The organism is Streptomyces endocoffeicus, from assembly GCF_016741935.1.
GTDB lineage: Bacteria > Actinomycetota > Actinomycetes > Streptomycetales > Streptomycetaceae > Streptomyces > Streptomyces endocoffeicus.
The window spans coordinates 1-21,087 of sequence record NZ_JAERRG010000038.1 but is presented as its reverse complement, the minus strand read 5'-3'; the positions used below and the strand labels follow the sequence as shown (position 1 = coordinate 21,087).

The following is a 21,087-nucleotide window of genomic DNA, read 5'->3' as shown; positions in this document are numbered from 1 at the left end:
GTGCACGGCAGCATGCGGCCAGGGTCGCGAATTTTGCTGCGGCCACGTTCATCGCGAATGTGGGCGCTCACTTGACGTTTTGGCGCCGAAGTCGGTATCGAGCAGAAAACGGGTGGTGGTGCAGGCCAGCTCGATCGGGTCGGGCTCGGTCAGTCCGATCTGTTCGGCCAGGCGCACAGCATCGGCCACGGGGAATCGGTCGGTACCGATGAACACCAGGGCTTCCGGGTCGAGTCCCGTCCAGCGACTAAGCCCGGAACGGAGCCCGAGGACCACCAGGGGCATGGGCAGGTGGAGTGTCGGGGCCGAGACACCGAGGTACCCGGCCACCGCGGCGATCAGTTCGCCCAGGGGCGGGGTGCTGTCATGCAGTAGCCAGTAGTCCTGGCCAACGGTTTCATCCAGACTCGCGGCGCCCGCGATGAACCCGGCCACGTAGTTGACAGCGACTAGGGGCATCCAGTGGTGGTTCCCGCCCGGTGCGACCGGTAGCCGACCACGCCACAGCGCTTTCACCAGGTCAGGCCAGCCCCAGAACTGCGTGGTCTCCCCGGTGCGAGAGTCGCCGACCACCGGGCCCGGGTGCACCACGGTCAACGGGATCGCGTGCGCCTTCGCATACTCGCGGACAGCTGTGTCAGCCTCGAGTTTCGAATCGTGGTACTTGTTGTCCGGCATCCAGAACGGTGCTCGCCGATGCTGAAAACCGGTCGCGAGAACCAACCGCTGCAGCCGCGGCGAATCGGCAGCCAGTTCGGCCACGCGTAGGGAACCCTCGACATTGACATCGCGCGCGACAGCGTCGGGCAGACCGAACGACATCGCCGCCCCGAGATGGAAGATCGTCCGCGCGGTCCGGGCAACCACCATGTCATCTGCGTTCAACCGTAGGCCCGGTGCCGCGAGGTCTCCGGGCAACGGATGCAGCAGGTCACCGCGCCCCTTGTGCGCGTCGACCCATGAGCGAAGCTCGCCCAGACGTCCGGATTCGCCACGCATCAGCACCGCGACACGTTGACCGTCGGCGGTCAACTCGGGCAGCAGCCATCGCCCGATGAACCCGGTTCCCCCTGTAACCAACGCATCCACTGTCCTCATGCGCTGACCTCCTGATCGGTGACATTCACAACGTTGGCAGCCACCAGGCGCATCACAAACTGTGCACACAGCAGTCCGGCGATCGCCTCGATTGCCGTGCGCGGGCTGGTCAGCTCCCGGGTCGTCTGTAGAACTTTCGATCGTGTGTGGTCACCTCGCGTCATATCTGGACTATAGAGACCGGCCCAGTGACGTGAGTCGGAGATTTGGTGGCGGTAGGTGGTGACTTTGTCGAGGATCTCGTCGGCTGTCTTCGTCCAGACGAACGGTCGTGGCTGTTCGTTCCAGTCGACCGGCCATGCCCGGATGTCGCGTTCGAGAGTCTGGACGGAGCGGTGCGGGCGGAAGCGCGTGTGCGCCGGCAGCCACTTCTTGACCTCGGGCGTCTTGTGGGTCGCGTAGTTGTCCAGGATCAGGTGCACGCCGGGGCCCGCCGGAATCTCCTTGTCGAGCCTGGCCAGGAACTTCTTGAACTCCATGGCCCGGTGCCGGCGGTGCAGGGAGCCGATGACCTTCCCCGTCGCCACTTCCAACGCGGCGGACAAGGTGGTGGTGCCGGCCCGGACGTAGTCGTGGCTGCGGCGCTCGGGAACGCCGGGTGTCATCGGCAGGACCGGCTGGGAGCGGTCCGGCGCCCGGATCCGTTGGATCGGGGATGGAACGCCGTGCGGCCTCTCGGCCGTCGGTTTCCCCGTCCCTGCCCGCCGAACCCGGCGTGTGGGTCATCCCCGCACCGGGCTCTCCATGTGAGCTGATGGGTTCGGCTGACCAGTTCGGAGACGTGCTCGATCTCCTTAAGCTCAAGCGGGTAACGGGAAGGTCGTGCCATGACTCGATCCTTTCATGGAAACGAGTCTCCATTCGATCCGATGCGGTTCACTGACCGCTGCCCCGGACCCGTGTACAGCGCAGCGCAGGCCGAGGGCCGGCGGCGGGTGAATCGTGGCTCTGTCGCAGGTCGGTTCTGCCTCTACCGACGCGATCGCCACGTCGGCAACGCCAGATAACAGCAGCTCCTTCAGATCAACCGTGCTCTCTCCCACGGCCGGTGACCATCACCCGGAGACGCCGGGTCCTCGCTGTCTCCCGCTCCGGTTTCTGCCGGCGCCGAAGCCCAGCGGATCCCAGCGAGCAGTCGGGGCAGAGATCACTGTGGAGATCAGAAGGGTCCACGCGCCGCCGGGCCGACAGCGGACGGCAATGGTCATGAGTGCTCATTGCGGCACCTGGGCCGGACCTACGGTCAAGAGGCCTGGGCCTGACCATGTGCGCCGCTACCGCGTGCTCGGGTTGTTCACGGATAGGGAGGAGGGGCAACTCTGCTCCTCGGCTCCGGTCAGGGAGCGGGCGATGCGGAACTGCCGCGTTGCCTCGGCACTGCGCCCCGCCGCCGCGTAGGTGTTCCCGAGACGGCGGCGGACCTCCGCCTCCAGCGGTGTACTCGTGTGCTCGGTGAGCGTGGACAGGGCCTCGTGGTGGAGGGCGACAGCCAGGCGCAGGTCTCCCTGACCGTGTTCCGCGGCGCCGAGCAGGGACAGGCTCACCGCGCGCAGCTGCGGGTCCGCGACCTCCCGGGCCAGGCCGGCCGCCCGTCCCAGCAGGGTCCTGGCCACCGCATGCCGCCCGAGTGCCAGGCAGGCCTCGGCGGCGAAACACAGGGTCTTGCTGATCATCCTGGGCCGGCCGATCTTCTCGGCGAAGGCGAGGGAGGTGGCGTAGTACGCTAGCGCCTCCTCGTGCTGCCCCTGTTGGTCGGAGATGGCGCCGAGGTTGCAGTTCGCCATCCCGGCCAGCCAGTCGTCGTCGAGTCGGGCCGCGAGGTCCACCACCTCGCTGAGGTGGGCGACCGCCTCCGCAGTGCGGCCCGTCGCCCGCTTCGTGGCGCCCAGCCCGGCGATCGCCCGGGCCTGTTCGCGCAGGTCGCCCTGGCGGCGGGCGAGGCGCAGCGCGTCGGCACTCCAGGCATGCCCCTGCCGGAAGCGTCCCTGGTAGATGTCGGCGGTGGCCATGCAGTTCCGCAGGGAGGAGGACATCCGCCGGTCGGCGGCTAGGTCCGCGCAGGGCAGCGCGACCTCCAGGGCCGCCCGGCACTCATGGAAGCGGCCCTGGCGGACCAGGTGGTCGACCACGCTCTCGGCGATCCAGCAGGCCAGGTCATGCTCTCCGGCGGCGGCGGCGTAGGCCACCACGTCGACCAGTTCACCGCCCGCCGCGTCCAGCCATGCGGCGGCCTCCAGCCAGCGAGGGAAGGGCGAGCCGGAGACGTCCGGGCCGGTCGGAAAGCCCTCGGGACCCCAGTCGCTGGCGATCCGGCCGGCGGCTGTGTAGAGGAGCAGTACGGCGACGCGGTCCGCGGCGGACTCTTCGGGCGCCGTGGCGGCGAGGCGGCAAGTGTGATCCCGTACGAGGTCGTGCAGCCGGTAGCGGCCGGGCTGCGGCTGCTGCAGCAGACTCGCGTCGACCAGGCGCTCCAGGAGATCCTCAGTGTCCTCGCGGGAACGGCCCAGCATGACGGCAGGGGTGAGCGCGTCGAATCCGGCGGTCGGCGACAGACCCAACGCGCGGAAAGCGCGCCGCAGTTCGGGCGCGAGCTGGTCGTACGACATCAGAAAGGCGGCCTCCACGCTGCGGTCACCGGCCCGCAGTTCGCCGAGGCGGCGCGCGTCGTCCGACATCCGGTCCACCAGGTGGGCCAGCGTCCAGTACGGGCGGCTCTGCAGCCGGGCCCCCATGATCCGCAGTGCCAGGGGCAGACCCCCGCAGCGCCGGGCGAGTTCATGCGCGGCCGCTGGTTCCCGCTCGGCCCGCGTCTCACCCAGGAGGTGCGTGAGCAGTGTGACTGCCTCGCCCGTGCTGAGGGGCTCCACGGTGAGCCGCAGGTCGGCGTCGAGTCCGGACAGGCGCTGTCGGCTGGCCACCAGCACCCTGCTGCCCGGGCCCGCGGGCAGCAGGGTGCGCACCTGCTCCGCGCCGCGGGCGTCGTCCACGACCAGCAGCAGCCGCAGGGAGCTGGTGGCCGCGCGCCAGGCCGTGACCAACTCGTCCAGGTCGTCCGGCAGATCGCCGTCGGCGCTGTTGACGGCGCGCAGCAGCCGGTGCAGAGCCCGCTGTGGGCGGAGGCTCTCGTGTGCGGCGCCGTACGCGTGCAGGTCCACGAACAGACAGCCGTCGGGGTACTGGTCGCGAAGCATCCAGGCGGCACGGACCACCAGCGCGGTCTTGCCGATGCCCGCCGTGCCGTCCACGGCCGCCACCGACACGGCCCCGGCGGGCACGGGCGCGGTGAGCAGGGCGAGTTCCGCGTCCCGGCCGACGAGGCAGGCGGTGTCGCCGGGCAGTTCGTTCCGCCCCGCCGGGGGTTGCTCGAGTGCGGACGCGGACCCGGCCGCGCGCTGCCGCGCCGCCTGGCCGAGCAGCAGCAAGTCGTCCCGGCGCAGGACGCCCTGGTGTACCCGGCGCAGTTCCTCACCGGGCTCCACCCCCAGTTCGTCGAGGAGCGAGTCCCGTGTCTCCTGGTAGGCGGTGAGCGCCTCGGCCTGTCGGCCGCTGCCGTACAGCGCGCGCATCCGCAGGGCGGCGAGCGGTTCGTCGTACGGCTCTGCCGTGGGCACGTCCATGAGGTCGTCCAGGGCATCCGTGTAGCGGCCGAGGAGCACCAGGCACTCCACCCGCTGTTCGTGGAGTGTGCGCCGCCGCTGGGCGAGATGCTGCCGCTCCGCGTCGGCGAATGGTCCCGGCAGGCCGGGCAGCGGCTCGCCACGGAACAGCCGCAGGGCCCGGGTGCAGTGGTCAAGGGCGGTGGCGAGTTCGCCCGCGGCCTTCGCACGTCGGGCGCCGACGGCCTGTTCGGCCAGCTGACTGATGTCCGTCCGGGCGCCGCCCGGCACGAAGCGGTACCCGCCGTGCTCGCTGCGGATCAACGACTCGGCAGGCCGGGCCCCGGGCACGTCCAGTGCCTTGCGCAGCGGGTAGACGTAGCTCGGCAGGACCCGGCGGCCCGTCCCCGGGGGATCGGTTCCCCATACGCCATCAAGCAGTTGCTGGTGGGTGACCAGTCTCTCCATACGCAGGATCAACACGGTCAGCACCGCCTGCCGCCGTACGGGCCCGATGTCGAGCGGTGCCCCGCCCCGGCGGGCTCTGACCGGGCCGAGCAGGTCGATCCGCAGCCGTCCCGTCGCCTCTGCCGGTTCCGCCCCTGAATCCTCCGGAACCGCGCCCACCTCGAAGTCCCCCATGGTCCCGCAGTCCCCCAAGTCCTTGCTTCAGCGAAATTTCATCGGCATTGCATCGCCTCACGAAAGGTTTTTGCAAGTTGTGTCGGGCCCCGGCGCGCCTTCGCTCCTGCCCGATCGACGGGACCGGCCCTGCCGGTCCCCGATGGCGAGAACCGTACGGAAAGCGAGCAACCCCGTGAATGAGACCCCGCAGTCGGACCCCCGGCAGGGCTCCGGCGAGACTGGCCCCGCCCAGACGCTCCCTCAGGGAAGGCCAGGGTGGGGTCCTGCGGCGCAGGACCCGGGGCAGGTGCCGCCCCCGCCGGGCCATGCGCCGCCTCCGGTCTCGCCCCAGTCGCCGGGCACGCCTTCGGCCTGGACGCAGACGGCCCCAGCGACGCCGCCGCAGTACGGTGGCCCGGGCTCGGGGTGGCCGCGCGGTACCCGTACGCGGCCCTGGCTGATCGGAGCCGGTGCGGCCCTCGCCGTGGCCGCGATCGTCGGTATGGTCATCGCCATGTCGGGGGGCGACGACGAAAACACTGCGGAGGGGAAACAGTCCGGCGCCCCGGGCGGCGCCGCCATGCCGCAGGCGCCGACGTCGGCGGGGAAATCGTTCACCAAGGTGCCCCAAGGGTGCCAGCTGATCAAGGCGTCCACCATCGCACGCATCGCACCGGAAACCGAGTGCAAGCCGTCGCAGTTCGACAATGCCACCATGGCAGCGTTGATCACCAGGATGCCGAGCTGGGAAACGCCGTTCGGCTCGGGCGGCGGTTCGCTGAAACTGCGGGTGAACCTCACGGTCGGCCCGTCGGCGAGTGGCATGTTCGACATACACAAGAAGAGCGCCATCGAGGCCTTGAAGAAGATGCGCACGATCACCGACTCCCGGTCGCTCAGCGGGCTCGGCGAGGACGCCTACGTCGTGCATGGTGTGGACAAGGACCCCTTCCACCTGGCAGAGGCTCAGGTGATCGTCCGTGAGGGCAACGCCGAGTTCACCGCGAGCATTACCTACGACACCAGGGAGCCCGGCACGAACCAGCAGCGGGCCGAGGACGCCGTCGCCGCCGCCGCCCGCGACGTACTCGGTTCGCTGAGCTGACCCGCATCCACGACCACAGTGCACACACCGGCGCATGGCGGCAGCGACCCCACGGTTCCGCAGCCGCACACAAAAGTCTTCCAGCCGCACACGACGGTCCCACGGCAGCAGAGCCCGGGCCGAATCGGCCCCTACGAGGTCTTCCAGCTCCTGGGCGAAGGCGGCATGGGCCAGGTCTTCCTGGCCAGGTCACCTGGGTCACGCCTGGTCGCCCTGAAGGTCATCCGGCCCGAGTACGCCGAGATGCCGAACTTCCGCGGGCGTTTCCGGCGCGAGGCCGATGCCGCCCGTAGGGTCAGCGGGTTCTACACCCCGCCGGTGCTCGACGCGGACGCCGACGCCCAGCAGCCCTGGTTGGCCACCGCGTACATCCCCGCACCGTCCCTGCACGATGTCATACGCCGCTTCGGCTCGCTGCCCGAGCCGGCCCTGCGGGCCCTGGGCACCGGCCTCGCCGAGGCGCTGCTCGCGATCCACTCCGCCGGAATCGTCCACCGCGACCTCAAGCCCGGCAATGTGCTCGTGGCAGAAGACGGGCCTCGTGTCATCGACTTCGGCATCAGCCGAGCTGCTGACGCGACGCAGGTGACCCGGACGGACGCCGTGATCGGGACGCCCGGGTTCATGGCCCCCGAGCAGATCGTGTCGAGCCGCGAGGCCGGACCGGCGTCCGATGTCTTCTCCCTCGGCTGTGTCCTGGTCTTCGCGGCCACCGGCCAGGGCCCCTTCGGCGCCGGAAACACGGCCGAGATCCTCTACCGGGCCGTCCACGCCCCGCCACGTCTGGACGGGGTACCCGACGGGTTGCGCCCGCTGGTCGCCGCCTGCCTGGACAAGGATCCCGCCCGCAGGCCGCCCAGCACCTCGGTGCTGGCCGCGTCCGGCCCCACCGAACCGTCCGCGCTGCTCACATCGGGCCTGCGGGACGACCTCGCCGCACGCGAGGCGCACGCCGCCGTCCTGGTGGCCGCACCCCCCATGCCCATGACCTCGCCGACCACGGCGGACCCGAGCAGGCCGAGCCGCCGCCGCTTCATGTGGATCACCGCGGTCGGTGGCACCGCCACGGTGGCCGCGGGCGCCGCGGTCATGGCCAGGCGGCGGTCGGATCCCGGCCGCACCCCGGGCCGTGGCGGTAGCGCGGGTACCACGGTCCGGCCCCGGGCCAAGGCACCCGCGGGCCCGGAGCCGCAGTGGTCGAGCCCGCTGCGGCGGGTGGAGAACGGCCAACTACGGCTCCTCGGCTCCACGTTGGTGCATTGGGACAGGCAGGCCGCCATCGCCTACGACACCAGGACCGGAAAGGAACGCTGGGCGGCCAAGGCCCGCATACCGTCCGACGCTTCCAGCGGGCCGGACTGGCTCACAGTCCGGGGCTCGACGCTGTTCGGCACAGCCTGGGCAGGTGAGCGCGGCTACTTGCTCGGCGTGGATGCCAAGGGTGACCTGAAGTTCACCCACATGGTCACCGAGCAGAAGGACACGAACTCGTACGCCGACCAAGTCCAGGACGTTCTCTGCGTCGCCGGCTCAGTCGCCGTCGTCAGCACCAACGGCAAGCAGGGCAGCGTGTGCGCCGTGGACCTCGCCGAGGGGTCGGTGCTCTGGTCCCGCACGGTGAACGGCTCCGACTTCCAGGCCATCTCCGACGGGCGCCATTGCTTTTTGCAGGACAACGGCAACGTCCACAGAATCGAACTGCGTTCCGGCGAGGTGCACTGGACGGTCCGAGACGTCATCAAGCCCGGCACCTACCCGAGCCTGGCCACCGACGGCAACGTGTTGCTGGTCACCCACGTCAAGGTGCGGGCGTTGAGCACCTCCGACGGCCGCGACCTGTGGACCGCCGTCAGCGAGACGACCAACCTGAGCCCCACCACAGTCCACGGCAAGCGGGCCTACGTCGCGGACGGCCAGAGCACCGTCTTCGCCCTCGACCTGCGCCACGGCGGCCAGCTGTGGCACACCCCGAGCCCGCTGACCCTCAACCCCGCGGGCGCACTCGACCCAGGCCCCTCCGCCACCGAGCCCCTGGTGGCGCTCTCCCTGTTCGGCGCCGACACCCCGGGCTTCATCGTCCTGCGCGCCTCGGACGGCAAACCGCTGTGGGCGCACCAGGCATCCGGGGCCGAAGCCAAGAGCAAGAAGTCCTGGTCGGTGCAGACTTCCGGCACGACCGTCTACGCCGCGTCCGACACCACCCTCTACGCCTTCCGGAGCCCCACCCCATGACCACGCAGGGCGACACCACCGCCACGCACATCGGGCCTTACCGGGTGATCCGGGAACTCGGCGCGGGCGGCATGGGACGCGTCCATCTGGCCGCGTCGCGCAGCGGCCGTGCCGTCGCCGTCAAGGTCATACGCCCCGAACTGGCCGCCGATCCCGACTTCCGGCGGCGCTTCAAGGCCGAGGTGGACGCCGCCCGCGCGGTCGGCGGGGCCTTCACCGCGCCCGTCGTCGACGCCGATCCCGAGGGGCCGCGGCCGTGGCTCGCCACCGCGTACATCCCCGGCCCCTCGCTCACCGACGCCATCGCGGCCCACGGGCCCATGCCCGAGGCCACCTTGCGCGTGCTGGGCGCGGGCCTGGCCGAGGCGCTGGCCGCCATCCACCGCGCCGGGCTCATCCACCGCGACCTCAAGCCGTCCAACATCCTGCTCACCGCCGACGGGCCCAGAGTCATCGACTTCGGCATCAGCCGGGTTGTCGACGGGACCGTGCTCACCGCGGAGGGCCAGATCATCGGGTCGCCCGGCTTCATGTCGCCCGAACAGTCGACGGGGGCCGAGCTCACTTCCGCCAGCGACGTATTCGCACTCGGCGCCGTGCTCGCCTTCGCCGCCACCGGCGCCCTGCCCTTCGGGACCGGCACGCCGCACGCACTGCTCTACCGCGCCACCCACGGGGAACCGGAGCTGGCCGGCGTCCCGCAGGCCCTGCTCGGCATTGTCGCCGCCTGCCTCGACAAGGACCCCGCCCGGCGTCCGACCGTCACACAGCTCCAGGGCTGTCTGCGCCCGGCGACCACTGCGGGCTGGCTCGGCGCGGTCCAGTCGCAGGTGACCGCGGCGCGGCGCAGCCTGCATGACGAGGTGCGCACTCCGCTGCTCAGCAGGCGCCGCCTCCTCGCCGGCGCGGTGCTCGGCGTCGCTGCGGCCGCCACGGGCACCGCACTGATCCTCCGGTCGCGCGACGGGGACACGACCGCCATCCCCGAACTCTCCTGGACCGCGGACCTCCCGCAACCCGGCATGTCCCTCCTCGTGATGACACCGTCCACCCTGCTGTGCGGCGGGGAGACTTCGGGGGTCTGCCTCGACCGGGCCACCGGCAAGCTCCTGTGGAAGGACCTCGGCGGCCAGAACACCGGCACCACCGCCGACAACAAGCGCGTCTACACCGTACGCACCGACGGGAAGGTCCACGCGGTCGACGGCCGCTCCGGGAAGGAGCAGTGGGCCGCGTCCCCGGCCGAGGCCGGCGCGCCGGAGCTTGAGTTGGCGAACGGCTCGCTGCTCGTGACCAGAAGCGACGGGCGTCTCCAGGGCATCGACGCGTCTTCCGGTGAGGTGCGGTGGCAGACGCCGGACATGGGTGGACCCATGGTCGTCGGCACCACCCGGGCGGGCCATCTGATCGTCTGGGGCCGCGCGTCGAAATCGTCCACGACAGCGATCCTCAATGGGTACACCGTCATCGCGTCGGACACGGGCGACCGCCTGTGGTCCAAGGACCTCGTCGCCCTCTATCCACCGTCCGAGAGCGAGGTGCTCTACGCCATCGACGGCGATATGCGGCTGCTCGCACTCAAGCCCGCCGACGGCGAGACGCTCTGGAGCGAGCCCACCAGTCTCCCACCGACGAACAACGTGATCCTCGGCTGGCAAGGATCCCTGAATCTCCTCCAGGGAACCCTGTTCTGCTACCCGGGCGCCGGCGCCGTCGGCGCGACCGGTGGGTTGCTCACCGCCTTCGACCCGAAGACCGGCAAGACCCTGTGGAGCGTGCGGACCGCGGCCCGGGGAAACCGGGGCTACGACCGGTCCGGTGACACCGTCTGCTACCTCGACAAGGTCTTGCACGCCGTCGACGCCCGGACCGGGGCGAGGCGATGGACGGCAGGCTCCGGCCTCGGCGAGCTGCAGTTCCTGGGCGCCATACGCGGCCTCTTCCTCCTGGCGGGAAAGAAAGGGCTTTACGGCTTCGACGCCGAGACCGGCCAACAGATCTGGCACCATCCCGTCAGCGGTGGCTCCGGCTCCTGGTCGGCGTTTCCCACCGACGACCAGGTCTTCGCCAGTTGGTCCGGCAAGCTCTTCTGCTTCTCGGTGTCCAGGCGACACTCGGCAAGTCCGACCGCCAGCCGCTCATCGACGCCGTACTCGGTGAGCAGGTCGCGGAACGAGCGGGGATGAAGTCGTCGCCCAGGCCGTACTTGAACGTCACGCGCCGCGTGTTCACCCAGCGGGGGATCAGCAGCACCTCCTCGTGCTCGACGTTTACGCACTCCACCGGTCCGATGCCCGCGGGGAAGTCGAAAACCTCCGGTTCGCTGAACGGTGCGGTGGTGAACCAGCCGCGGTCCTTCTCGTAGACCACCGGCGGGTTCAGGCACTCCTCGATGGTGGTCCAGATGCTGAAAGAGGGCGCGAAGTCGTAGCCCTCGACCGTGAGGTTCGCGCCGTCGCGCAGGCCGATCTCCTCGATCTCGTCGAAGAGCTCGTCCGCGGCGTACCGCGCGAAGACGTCCGACAGGCCCGACTCCACACCCATGCCGACCAGAGCCAGGCGCCCCGACTCCGGTCGCCGTGCTCCTTCTGAACATCCGGGAAGACCTCTCTCACACCTTCAGGGGAGAACACGTACATGGGACGGCCGCGCACACGGCTCCTCGACCGTGAGCGCATCACCACCACCGCGCCGCAACTCATCGACGGGCGAGGCGACCTCAGCGTGCCGCAGATCGCGAAGCGGCTCGGGGCGCGGACCGGTTCGGACCACCCGCTCGACCGGGCGAGCCCGACGTCCCGTCGTACGCGATCGTCGCAGGCGTACCGGCACGGATCATCCGGTTCCGGCAGCCGCCCGAGATCGCGGAGCGGCTGGAGCGGCTCGCCTGGTGGGACTGGGACCACGCCACGCTCCGCGAGCGGCTCGACGACTTCCGCATGCTCAACGCGGTCGATCTGCTGGACCGCTATGAGCTCTGACGTTCAGTTCCCCGTGCTCTGACCGCATAGGTTCGCTTGGTTGGCGCTTGTGGCGCTCGTGGCGGTTGGATGTGTGGTGACGTCCGATCCGTCCGGGACGTGATCCACCGGTTCAACGAGATCGGTTTGGCATGTCCGGACCCTCGGTGGGCGCGAGATCGGCCGCGAGGCGTTTCGCGGCCTGCTCGCCCGCCGTGGCATCACCTTCCAGCGCACCAGGAAGAAGTCCCCAGACTCCGAGCGCGAGGGGAAACTGGACCGGATCGAGAGGTGAGTGCGTCAGCCGATCGTCGCCACGGTCGAGGCGACGAACAGCTCATCCGTCAGCGCGACGCGTGGGCGTCCCGCCTGCGCGTCGCGCTGACGGCCTTACCTTCTGGGCGGTCGGCACGGCGAACCAGCTCAGCGCCGCCCCTCCGGCAGCGGCGAGTCAACACGGCTGAGCGTGATCGTGAGAGCGTCTGGCTACAACGTGTAGGTCCGGGATAGGGAGGAGATCACCGATCACTCTTCTGCCGGTCATCTTGACTGCGAGTACGTGGGCCTTGCCAGAGCCCCTTCGGGCACAGGAGCCACAGGTGCGAAGGCACGTGAGTTGCCTGACAGCGCGGAGAGGACCAGTGGCGTTCGCCAACTGGCAGGTAGGTCCTCAGCTCAGTGGAGGGCTGACTCGGGCTTCGCTTCGGGAGGACTGTCGCCCCTGAGATGCGTGTGGAGTATCAGGGTCAGGGCGAGTCGCTGCACGGGGTCCGATAGGTTCACCTCGTGGAGAGACTCGATCCGGCGCATGCGCTGGCGAACCGTATTGGGATGGAGCTGTAGGGCTTCCGCGGCGCGGTTGTAGTCGCCCCAGTTCATCAGCCAGGTCAGCAACGTGTCAGCCAACGCTGCACCATCGCGGCTCTGACCGTTCAGCGCCATGAGGTCACTGAGTATGGCGTCGGAGACGACGGTGTGTGTGCGGCGGATGGTGAGATGCGCCCATATCTCTTCGTGACTGGCTGCTACACAACCTAGAGCTTCACCGGTTTGCAGCACCTCCAGCGCTTCCTGCTTCCTGACCGGCAAGTCCGCTACTGAGGAGGTGGGGCGACTGACGCCCACCGGGCCAATGCGTCCGTTCGAACTCAAGGATCGCGCCCAACTCCAACTCCCCGGGCCGTCGTCGTCCGTGAGGATGGCGAACACCATGCCTTCTACGTCCGCGAGAATCGGATCAGCCCACGCCTGGCGGCGGAATACGGTGCGCAACAGCCCGAGGTCATCTTGTGGGGTCGCGTCGCCCAGGCGACGCAATGCCGCTACGCGGACATGCTGGGCCGGTAGGACCAGGGCCTCGCTCGAGGAGCTGTCAACGGGCCTGCGGAGCGCCTCTCGAACCCGCTCTGTGGTGTAACGGCTGGAGAGTTCATCGTGCGCACGCAACCGGATGAGCAGCAGGCTCAAGGACCGTGAAAGATCTCGGAGTTGGTGTCGCGCCCGCGAGGTCAGTTCACCGGAGTGGATGACCCAGATTGACCCCACGAGTTCTGGGCCGACACGCAGGGGCACGACTAGACGGGTCAGGAAGCTCGGATCCTCGATATCCACGGTGAACGGCTCGTAACTCGTCGCCATCCGGCGAAATGTGCCTGTCGCGCGCAGCTGCGCCACGACGCTGTCGGGTACTGCACGTCCAAGGATGCTGGCCATCCGTGCGTCATCGGCGGTCTCGCCGAATGCGGAGTAGGCCAGTACTTGGTTGCGAATGTCTTCCACGGTGACGGGAGCCCTCAGCTGCTCGGCGATGGCGTCCGCGAGTCGAAAGACTCGTTGGTGGGCGTCGTCGATGTTCGCGGACGGGGCGTGGACGTGGTGGAGCAGGGCGTCGGTCATCGAGATGAACTCGGTCCATCCGACATCGTCAGCCAGCACCCCCAGAGTGAGGTGGCTCTCGCCGGCCAACTGCCGTGCCTGATCTCCGACTGGAGCACGCAGCACGACGCCCGTCGCCCGCTGTTCGGCGGCGGCGGCGATCACTGCGAGCTGGGACTCCGTTCCGAGGGCGCCGGTGGCGATGATGATGGCATCGCCAACTGCTCTATCAGCCGGGTCGCCATGTAACTGGAGGCTCGTGACATCGGTCGATTGACCTACGACCAGCGTCGTGGCGACCCCGGGGCCAAGGCTGTCGAAGAGACGATGCGCGGCGACCATGCGGCAGAAGTGTACGCACTGGACAGCAGGGTGGGTCAGGAATGTTTGATCGCGACATTCTCGTGTGATCGGTTCCACGCCACCATGAAGCTCATGAGAAACCTGAGTGACGGGGCTCCTCGCCATGTGGCCGTCGTGGGCGTCGGCATGGTGGGGCTGTCCACAGCACACGGCGGCGCTGGGAGCACGCGATGGCCGTGCCGGCCCCGCTCAACAGCGCGGCGCTGGATGCCTACGCCGAGCTGGAGGGCCGCAGATCTCCAGGTCACGTCGATGGCGGCCGCACCGTTCACCGTCGCGTACCGCGACCAGCGAGAGAGGCAAGCACTCTTGGACGAGTTCGAGCACCTTCAGCAACTGGGACTGGCCGTGGACTTCGGCCTCCTCGACGCCGCAGAAGCGGCAGCGGCCGTGCCTGCCCACCCTGTCACGCAACATCAGCTGCGCCCTGGCACTCAAAGGTCAACGGTTCATCGACTCCGCCGCCTTCGTAAGCGCACTCGCCGATGCAGTCGTCTCACGCGGCGGAATGCTGCACGCGAACTCTGCGGTCACACGTGTCGCCGCGGACGGAGGCGGTGCCCGAATCAATATAAGGAAGGATGACGCTGTCGTTCTGTCGACAAGTACGCACTTGAGCAAGCTCGCCCGACCGTTCGGCGTGAAGCGCGTCCAGCCCGGCGGGTACAGCTTCTCGGTGAAGGCCGAGACACTGCCCGACGGCCCGGTCTACTTCCCGGCCGAGCGACTCGCCTGCACCCCCTTGGGGATCGACTGCGCGTCGCTGGAATGATGGAGTTCCGACCGGCCGACGCCCCCCTGGACCTGCGGCGCAGAGCCGCCATGAGTCACGCTCGGCCCCGTCACAGGAAAACTCCTGGCAGAACAGATCGTCACTGGCCAAAACCCTCGTGAGCTGCACGCCGTGGACCCCCTCCGATGACGCTCACTGCCACCAGCAGTCGACGGCCCGCTCGGCCGAACCCCAGAAGCGGCGTTCACACGCGCCGTCAAGCACGCCAAAACCAGGCACATCGTGCTGTCAACACCAATGCCCGACAAGGAGTGAGAACGCATGACTGACGCACCACACTGGAGTCGGAGAGGACTGCTGCTGTCGGCAGCCGCCACCGGTGTAACCGCCGCGGTTTCCGGTACCGCGCAGGCCAGTTCAGGCAGCGCCGCGGCAGCGCAGCTCGACATCGTCCTGACCGGAGGCACCGTCATCGACGGCACCGGTCGAGCCCGCTATCTCGCGGACGTCGGCATCAAGGACGGCACGATCGCAAGAATCGGTGACCTCTCTTACGCCTCGGCCTCGAAGAGGATCGACGCCACGGGACTCGTCGTCGCTCCTGGCTTCATCGACCTGCACACGCATCCCACTCCGAGTGACCTGCCGGTCGCCGAGGGAGCGCTACGCCAGGGCGTAACCACCGCCCTCCTCAACCCCGACGGGTTCGAGGAGTTCCCGATCTCCAAGCTGTCATCCGTGGAAGACGCCGGCCTCGGTCAGAACGTGGGTGCCTACGCCGCCTTCGACGGGGCCTGGAGCCGGGCCGTCGGCGAGAAGGACCGGCGCGCCACCCAGGCCGAGATCGCGGCCATGCAGCAGTTCGTGACAGATGGCCTGCGCGGCGGCGCCTGGGGCGTCTCCCTCGGCCTCGACTACATGCCGCAGCACAACTCCGATACTGACGAGGTGATCAAGGTCCTCAGCGCGGCACGCGACTGGCGGACCAACACACCCAACCACATCCGCAACGAGGACATAGATGTCGTCGACGCGGTCGCCGAGCACCTCAGGATCGGCGAGCACGCCGGCCTGGTGCCGATCATCACCCACCACAAGATCATGCACGCCCGTTGGGGGAAGTCCCACCAGACCCTCGCGCTGCTGGACCAGACCAACGCGCGGGGCACCTATGCGGCCATGGACCAATACCCCTACCCGGCCGCGATGACAAATCTCGAGTGGATCGTCCCACGGACAGTGCTCGACGGCGGGCGCAGCGAATACCTGAAGCGCTTCGCCGACTCCATGCAACGGCCAACGATCGCACAGGAGATCGAGGAAATCATCCGCGTCAAGGTCGGCGAGGCGAAGAACGTCAGCCTGGTCGACCAGCAGCGGACTCTGGCCGACGCTGCCAAGGAGATGAACGTCAGCCCTGGAGAAGCCACCATGCGGATCATCGAGAAGGAGGAAGGCTGGACGAGCACTATCTATATGTTCGGCGATGAAGCGGACATCGAGCGCATCATGCGGCACCCGTTGGTCGCGGTCGCCTCCGACGGCGGAACCACGACGGATCCCACGACCCACCCCCGCCACTACGGCACCAACCCCCGAGTACTGGGCCGCTACGTCCGCGAACGCGGCGTCATCGACCTGGAGACGGCCGTCCGAAAGATGACCGGACTGCCCGCTACGCTCATCGGCATGGTCGACCGCGGATACATCGCCGAAGGCATGGCGGCAGATCTCACCGTGTTCGACCCGGACACCATCATCGACCGCGCCACCTTCGAGAAGCCCAAGCAGTATGCCCAAGGCGTCGAACACGTGATCATCAACGGGACTCTGGCGCTCATCCACGGCAAGCTCACCAACGCGCGCGCCGGCAAGGTCCTACGGCGCGAAGGGAACATGATCAGCCGACGTGAAACCGGCTCCGACACGGTCCGGGCGTCGACGAACGGCCGATTGGTTCCCCTCCAACAGACCTCCGCTTGGCGGTTCGCTCAGATCAGCTTCCACGCGCGGAGCCACGACGGCGACACCACCGGCCATCTCGTACTCAACTCACCCGACCACCACTTGACCTTCACCAGCACCCGGCTGGGCAAGCTCCAGGTGGCCGACGATTGGGCGAGCATCACCGGCCGAGGCCGGATCGCCGGTCAAGACGACGAACGTTCCTTCGTCGTCATCGTCGACGACAAGGACCCCCTCGAAGACGGCAAGACCGTGGTCACCGTGAAGGTCGCAGGGGGCTACTCGATCAAGGGCGCCCTCTGAGCGGCCGGTGCCGCTTGACGAGGGAGGCCCCACAATCCGCCCGGCCACCCTGCTGCTGACGAGCTGATCGGCAAAGACAGGAACAACGACACAACTGCGGGACGTGAGGGACCATGCCGGTCCCGTTCGCGACATCGACGGGACCGGCGCCCCTCCCAATTCCCACTAGCGGACCTGTGGCGAGGGCGAGGCGGGGCGCAGCTGCCCCACTGACAGACGTGCGTCGAACCGTGCGGCCTCGGCGTCTCGCTGGCACCGTCCCCGCACACGGAAGTCTGCGGACGCATCACGAAAGAGCTGGAGCTTGTCCATGGAAAGCATGAACACGGTGTCACCCACAGGCGGAAGGGCGCGAGCATGACCACACCCAAGGCCCCGGGGGCGGCAGCCGCTGACGCCCCCGATGAGGGCTACGAGCGCGGGCTCGGCAGCCGCCAGGTACAGATGATCGCCATAGGCGGCGCGATCGGTGTCGGTCTCTTCCTGGGCGCCGGCAAGAACATCGAGAAGGCAGGCACCAGCCTCATCCTGATGTACGCGCTCGCAGGCGTGGTCATCTTCTTCATCATGCGGGCCCTCGGCGAGCTGCTGCTGTACCGCCCGGTTTCGGGCTCGTTCGCGGGGTACGCCCGCGAATTCCTTGGCCCGTTCTTCGGCTACGTGACCGGCTGGACGTACTGGCTGATGTGGGCCGTCACCGGCATGACCGAACTGACCGCAGCGGCGATCTACATCAACTACTGGTTCCCCAACATCCCGCAGTGGACCAGCGCCCTCGCCTTTCTCGTAGTCCTTTTCGGCGTCAACCTGATCTCCGTGAAGATCTTCGGTGAGCTGGAGTTCTGGTTCTCGATGGTCAAGGTGACGGCCATCATCGGCATGATCGTCATCGGCATCGGCGTACTGACCCTCGGCTTCTCCCAAGCCGGCGACACCGCCACTGTGACCAACCTGTGGTCGCACGACGGCATCATCCCGAACGGCCTCGGCTCCAGCCTGATGACGCTGCAAGGCGTCATGTTCGCCTACCTCGCCGTGGAGCTGGTCGGCGTCACCGCCGGCGAGTCGGATAACCCCGAGAAGACCCTCCCCAAAGCGATCAACACCCTGCCCTGGCGCATCATCGTCTTCTACGTCGGCTCGCTGATCGTGATCCTCTCGGTCGTGAAGTGGACCGAGTTCCACGAGGGGGTCAGTCCATTTGTGGCGGCCTTCGGCGAGATCGGCATCCCGCTGGCGGCAGGCATCGTCAACTTCGTAGTACTGACTGCGGCCCTGTCCTCGTGCAACTCGGGCATGTACTCCACCGGCCGTATGCTGCGCGACTTGGCCGCCAACTCCGAGGCGCCGAAGTTCCTCGGCAAGCTCAGCGATCGGAAGGTGCCGGCGGCCGGCATCACGGTGTCCGTGATCGTCATGTCGGTCGGCGTGGTACTGAACTACCTGGTTCCGGAAAAGGCGTTCGGATATGTGATGTCGGTTGCGACTGCGGCGGCCATCTGGACCTGGGCGATGATCCTCATCAGCCACATCCGCTATCGCGCAAAGGTGGTCAAGGGCCTGCTGCCGGCGTCGTCGTTCCCCGCGCCGGGTGGCACGGTCTGCAGCTGGATCGCGCTGGTCTTCCTCGCCTTCGTGACCCTACTGACGGCGATGGACGCAGATGGGCGGATTTCGCTCTACGTCGGCGTCGCCTGGGCCGCGCTGCTGACCAGCGGCTGGTTCGCCTCGGCCAAGCGCAGCAGCCCGGCGGCTGAGGTAGAGCAGGGCCACGCGGACGTCCGGACTCGCTGAACAGCACGCACCGCGGAACCCCGAACTCGTGTCGCCTGTTTCGATGCCACCACATGGCGTCGAAACAGAGGTGCCGGAACCGTTGGGAGTGCGGCGTCGGTGGCGGGGCCTACCTGGTGGGCGACCCTGCGGGAGCCGACCTGATCGAGGTCTCCGCCGACGAACCACAGCCCGACCGCCTCTCGCAGACCGGCCGGGGACGGGTACACGCCAATCACGCGGTGAACAGCCGCATCGCATACGAAGAAGCCCTGACCAGCAGCCCTCGATCACTGCCGCGTCCGTGGTCTTCGACTGCGAGGAACGCCGCGCTTCCGTGGCAATCGGCAACCCGTGCACTGCGGGCTTCCGCACGTACCAGCTCTGAACACGCCATGCCGACACTCCGATCCGTCTACGGACCGGCAGGGTCGGGGCGTACGGCGGCACGCAAACCAGAACGAAAGGGCACTTGAACGATGACGGCTGAACCCGGGCTCGTGCGCGAGCTCATCCGACTGGCCTCCACTCCCCAGGGCGCCCCGTACTCGGCTGCGGTCGCATTCGGCGAGATGGTCCCGACGAGTGGCGCCCTGCCGGTCGAGCCCAACGGCACTGTGGCTGACGACTTCGCAACCCAGGTCCGCACTGCTCTGCGCGACTTCGAAACCCATCTAGAAGCGGCGGGCGCGGACCGGTCGACGCTGGTGAAAATCAACGCCTACGTCGCGGACATTGATCAACTGCCGACGCTCAACGAGGTCTACATCGAGGTGATGTGCCGCGCCGGTGCATCGGCGCGAGCGTCCGGCGAAGTGAGCAGGTTTCGCGGCGCGACCAAGGTCGAGTTCGACGCCGTCGCCTATCGACGACAGCGATGAGATGGAACAGGCACGCACGCCCATGCGAACCCGGCGAAAGCCCCTCCAGAGCACGCCGCAGACCGAGGAGCTGGCTCCTCGCGCCGAGGCCGTCATCGACTTGGCCGCAATTCGGCACAACGTCGCCCTGCTCTCCGCACTCGCCAGGAGAAACGGGGCAGAGACGATGGCCATCGTGAAGGCGGACGCGTACGGCCACGGACTGCTGCCAGTGGCCGAGGCCGCCCTGGCCGCAGGCGCCACCTGGCTTGGCACATGCGACCTGGCCAGCGCCTTCAAACTGCGCGAACACGGCGTCTCCGCACGCCTGTTCAGCTGGCTGGAAACCTCCGCCGCCGACTTCGACCGAGCGATCGCCGAAGACATCGACGTATCCGTCAGCTCACTCAACGAACTCGCGGTCATCGCGTGCGCCGCGCGCCGGGCGGGTCGCACCGCGCGCATCCATCTGAAGGTCGACACCGGACTGTGGCGCAACGGATGCCCGCCCGAAAACTGGCCCCAGCTCACGAAAGCGGCCGCGGCCGAACCAGCGGTGGATACTGTGGCCATCTGGTCCCACCTGGCCTGCGCGGACGAGACCGGCCACCCCGTCACCGGCCTCCAGGCCCGGCGGTTCGAAGAGGCGCCGGCCTCACGCCGAAACGGCACATCGCCAACTCGGCCGCAACCCTCACCCGGCCCGACCTTCACTTCGATCTCGTCCGAGTCGGCATCGCCGTCTACGGACTCGACCCGATCGGAGGCGAACACACCGCCGCCCTGCGGCCCGCCATGATATTCCGGTCGAGCGTCGCGCTGACCAAGACAATCCCGCCAGGGGAATCCGTCTCCTACGGGAGCACCTGGACTGCCGAGCAGGAGACCACACTGGCCCTGGTCCCCGTGGGCTACGCAGACGGCGTACCCCGCGCGCTCTCGGGCCGTATGGCGGTGTGGCTCGATGGCAAGTTGAGGAACGTGGCCGGACGGGTGTGCATGGACCAGATCGTCGTCGACTGCGGCAACGACCGTCCACTGACCGGCAGCGAAGTCGTCCTCTTCGGCAGCGCGAAGGGAGTGCCAACTGCCCATGAGTGGGCGGACGCGCTAGGCACTATCACCTACGAGATCGTCACCGGAATGCATCGCCCGCGCGTTCACCGACGCTATCTCAATGGCTATTGAGGTTTTCAGGGTGCGAAGCCCGAGGGCAGGGCCCTCCCTTCGCATCCGATATCGACGACGTAGCGGATGGCATCGACGATCTCGCGCCGCGGAGGGCCTCACAGGCTGGCCGTGGCAGCAGGGGCTCGAAGCAAGGCTCATTCCGCGTGGGTGGTGTCGGAGGGGTGGCGGCAGCGAACGCGTGGTGACCGGCCCTCGGGCAGTGCCGCGAGCCGCCCGTCGTCCGGGCGGCCCGCGGCAAGTCAGGGGCTGTCGACGAGGTCGAGGGTGGATCCGATGGAGTCGAGCTGAGCGATAATGTCCCTGATCCACTTGTCGCCGGGATGGGGTCGCGGCGACCGTGATCACCACACCGGGATCATGCCACTCACCAGCCAAACACGTCTCACCCGATATCACGCACCAGCTCGTT

General features: G+C 68.4%; 10 protein-coding genes and 6 pseudogenes. 10 read left to right on the top strand and 6 right to left on the bottom strand.

Annotated elements, in window-relative coordinates; all coding sequences use genetic code 11:
- Positions 1–48: 48 nt before the first annotated feature.
- The 3 genes and pseudogenes from JK364_RS47235 to JK364_RS47225 form a co-directional block, all read right to left on the bottom strand.
- The gene (locus tag JK364_RS47235) at positions 49–1,098 is read right to left on the bottom strand and encodes an SDR family oxidoreductase (protein WP_201857623.1); all 1,050 of its coding nucleotides are present in this window, start codon (positions 1,096–1,098) and stop codon (positions 49–51) included.
- Positions 1,099–1,292: 194 nt separating this feature from the next.
- Positions 1,293–1,742: pseudogene (locus tag JK364_RS47230) on the bottom strand (transposase); the annotation flags it as partial.
- Positions 1,743–2,372: 630 nt separating this feature from the next.
- On the bottom strand, positions 2,373–5,336 hold the full coding sequence (locus JK364_RS47225) for an AfsR/SARP family transcriptional regulator (RefSeq protein ID WP_201857622.1): 2,964 nt from the start codon (positions 5,334–5,336) through the stop codon (positions 2,373–2,375).
- 466 nt (positions 5,337–5,802) lie between these two features.
- On the opposite strand from JK364_RS47225, the gene JK364_RS47220 reads away from it, so the two are divergent.
- The 3 genes from JK364_RS47220 to JK364_RS47210 are packed head-to-tail and all read left to right on the top strand — an operon-like array spanning position 5,803 to position 10,841.
- On the top strand, positions 5,803–6,423 hold the full coding sequence (locus tag JK364_RS47220) for a hypothetical protein (protein ID WP_201857621.1): 621 nt from the start codon (positions 5,803–5,805) through the stop codon (positions 6,421–6,423).
- Positions 6,424–6,441: 18 nt separating this feature from the next.
- Positions 6,442–8,655, top strand: coding sequence for a protein kinase domain-containing protein (locus JK364_RS57820; RefSeq protein WP_201857620.1), 2,214 nt, complete (start codon positions 6,442–6,444; stop codon positions 8,653–8,655).
- A complete protein-coding gene (locus JK364_RS47210; RefSeq protein ID WP_201857619.1) occupies positions 8,652–10,841 on the top strand; it encodes a protein kinase domain-containing protein in 2,190 nt (729 codons plus the stop codon). The genes JK364_RS57820 and JK364_RS47210 overlap by 4 nt, the downstream gene beginning before the upstream one ends.
- Here JK364_RS47210 and JK364_RS47205 read toward each other — a convergent pair.
- Positions 10,837–11,226 (bottom strand): annotated as a pseudogene (locus JK364_RS47205) (saccharopine dehydrogenase family protein); the annotation flags it as partial. The gene JK364_RS47210 and the pseudogene JK364_RS47205 sit on opposite strands and share 5 nt — an antisense overlap.
- Before the next feature lie 66 nt (positions 11,227–11,292).
- Between JK364_RS47205 and JK364_RS56330 the strand changes: the two are divergent.
- Positions 11,293–11,421 (top strand): annotated as a pseudogene (locus JK364_RS56330) (TetR/AcrR family transcriptional regulator); the annotation flags it as partial.
- Positions 11,422–11,714: 293 nt separating this feature from the next.
- Positions 11,715–11,904: pseudogene (locus JK364_RS56325) on the top strand (IS630 family transposase); the annotation flags it as partial.
- Positions 11,905–12,290: 386 nt separating this feature from the next.
- Here JK364_RS56325 and JK364_RS47200 read toward each other — a convergent pair.
- Positions 12,291–13,832, bottom strand: a complete 1,542-nt coding sequence (locus JK364_RS47200; protein ID WP_201857618.1) for a PucR family transcriptional regulator — start codon at positions 13,830–13,832, stop codon at positions 12,291–12,293.
- A 124-nt stretch (positions 13,833–13,956) separates the two neighbouring features.
- Between JK364_RS47200 and JK364_RS58285 the strand changes: the two genes are divergently transcribed.
- From JK364_RS58285 to alr, 5 genes and pseudogenes are all read left to right on the top strand, one after another.
- Positions 13,957–14,625, top strand: coding sequence for an FAD-dependent oxidoreductase (locus JK364_RS58285; protein ID WP_372462081.1), 669 nt, complete (start codon positions 13,957–13,959; stop codon positions 14,623–14,625).
- Positions 14,626–14,907: 282 nt separating this feature from the next.
- A complete protein-coding gene (locus JK364_RS47190) occupies positions 14,908–16,854 on the top strand; it encodes an N-acyl-D-amino-acid deacylase family protein (RefSeq protein WP_201857616.1) in 1,947 nt (648 codons plus the stop codon).
- Positions 16,855–17,211: 357 nt separating this feature from the next.
- A complete protein-coding gene (locus JK364_RS47185; RefSeq protein ID WP_201857615.1) occupies positions 17,212–18,648 on the top strand; it encodes an amino acid permease in 1,437 nt (478 codons plus the stop codon).
- 458 nt (positions 18,649–19,106) lie between these two features.
- Entirely contained in the window at positions 19,107–19,508 is a 402-nt protein-coding gene (locus JK364_RS47180; RefSeq protein ID WP_201857614.1) for a RidA family protein, read from the top strand.
- 22 nt (positions 19,509–19,530) lie between these two features.
- Positions 19,531–20,675 (top strand): annotated as a pseudogene (alr, locus tag JK364_RS47175) (alanine racemase).
- A gap of 8 nt (positions 20,676–20,683) precedes the next feature.
- Here the strand turns inward: alr and JK364_RS58280 are convergent.
- Positions 20,684–20,878: pseudogene (locus JK364_RS58280) on the bottom strand (transposase); the annotation flags it as partial.
- Positions 20,879–21,087 lie beyond the last annotated feature (209 nt).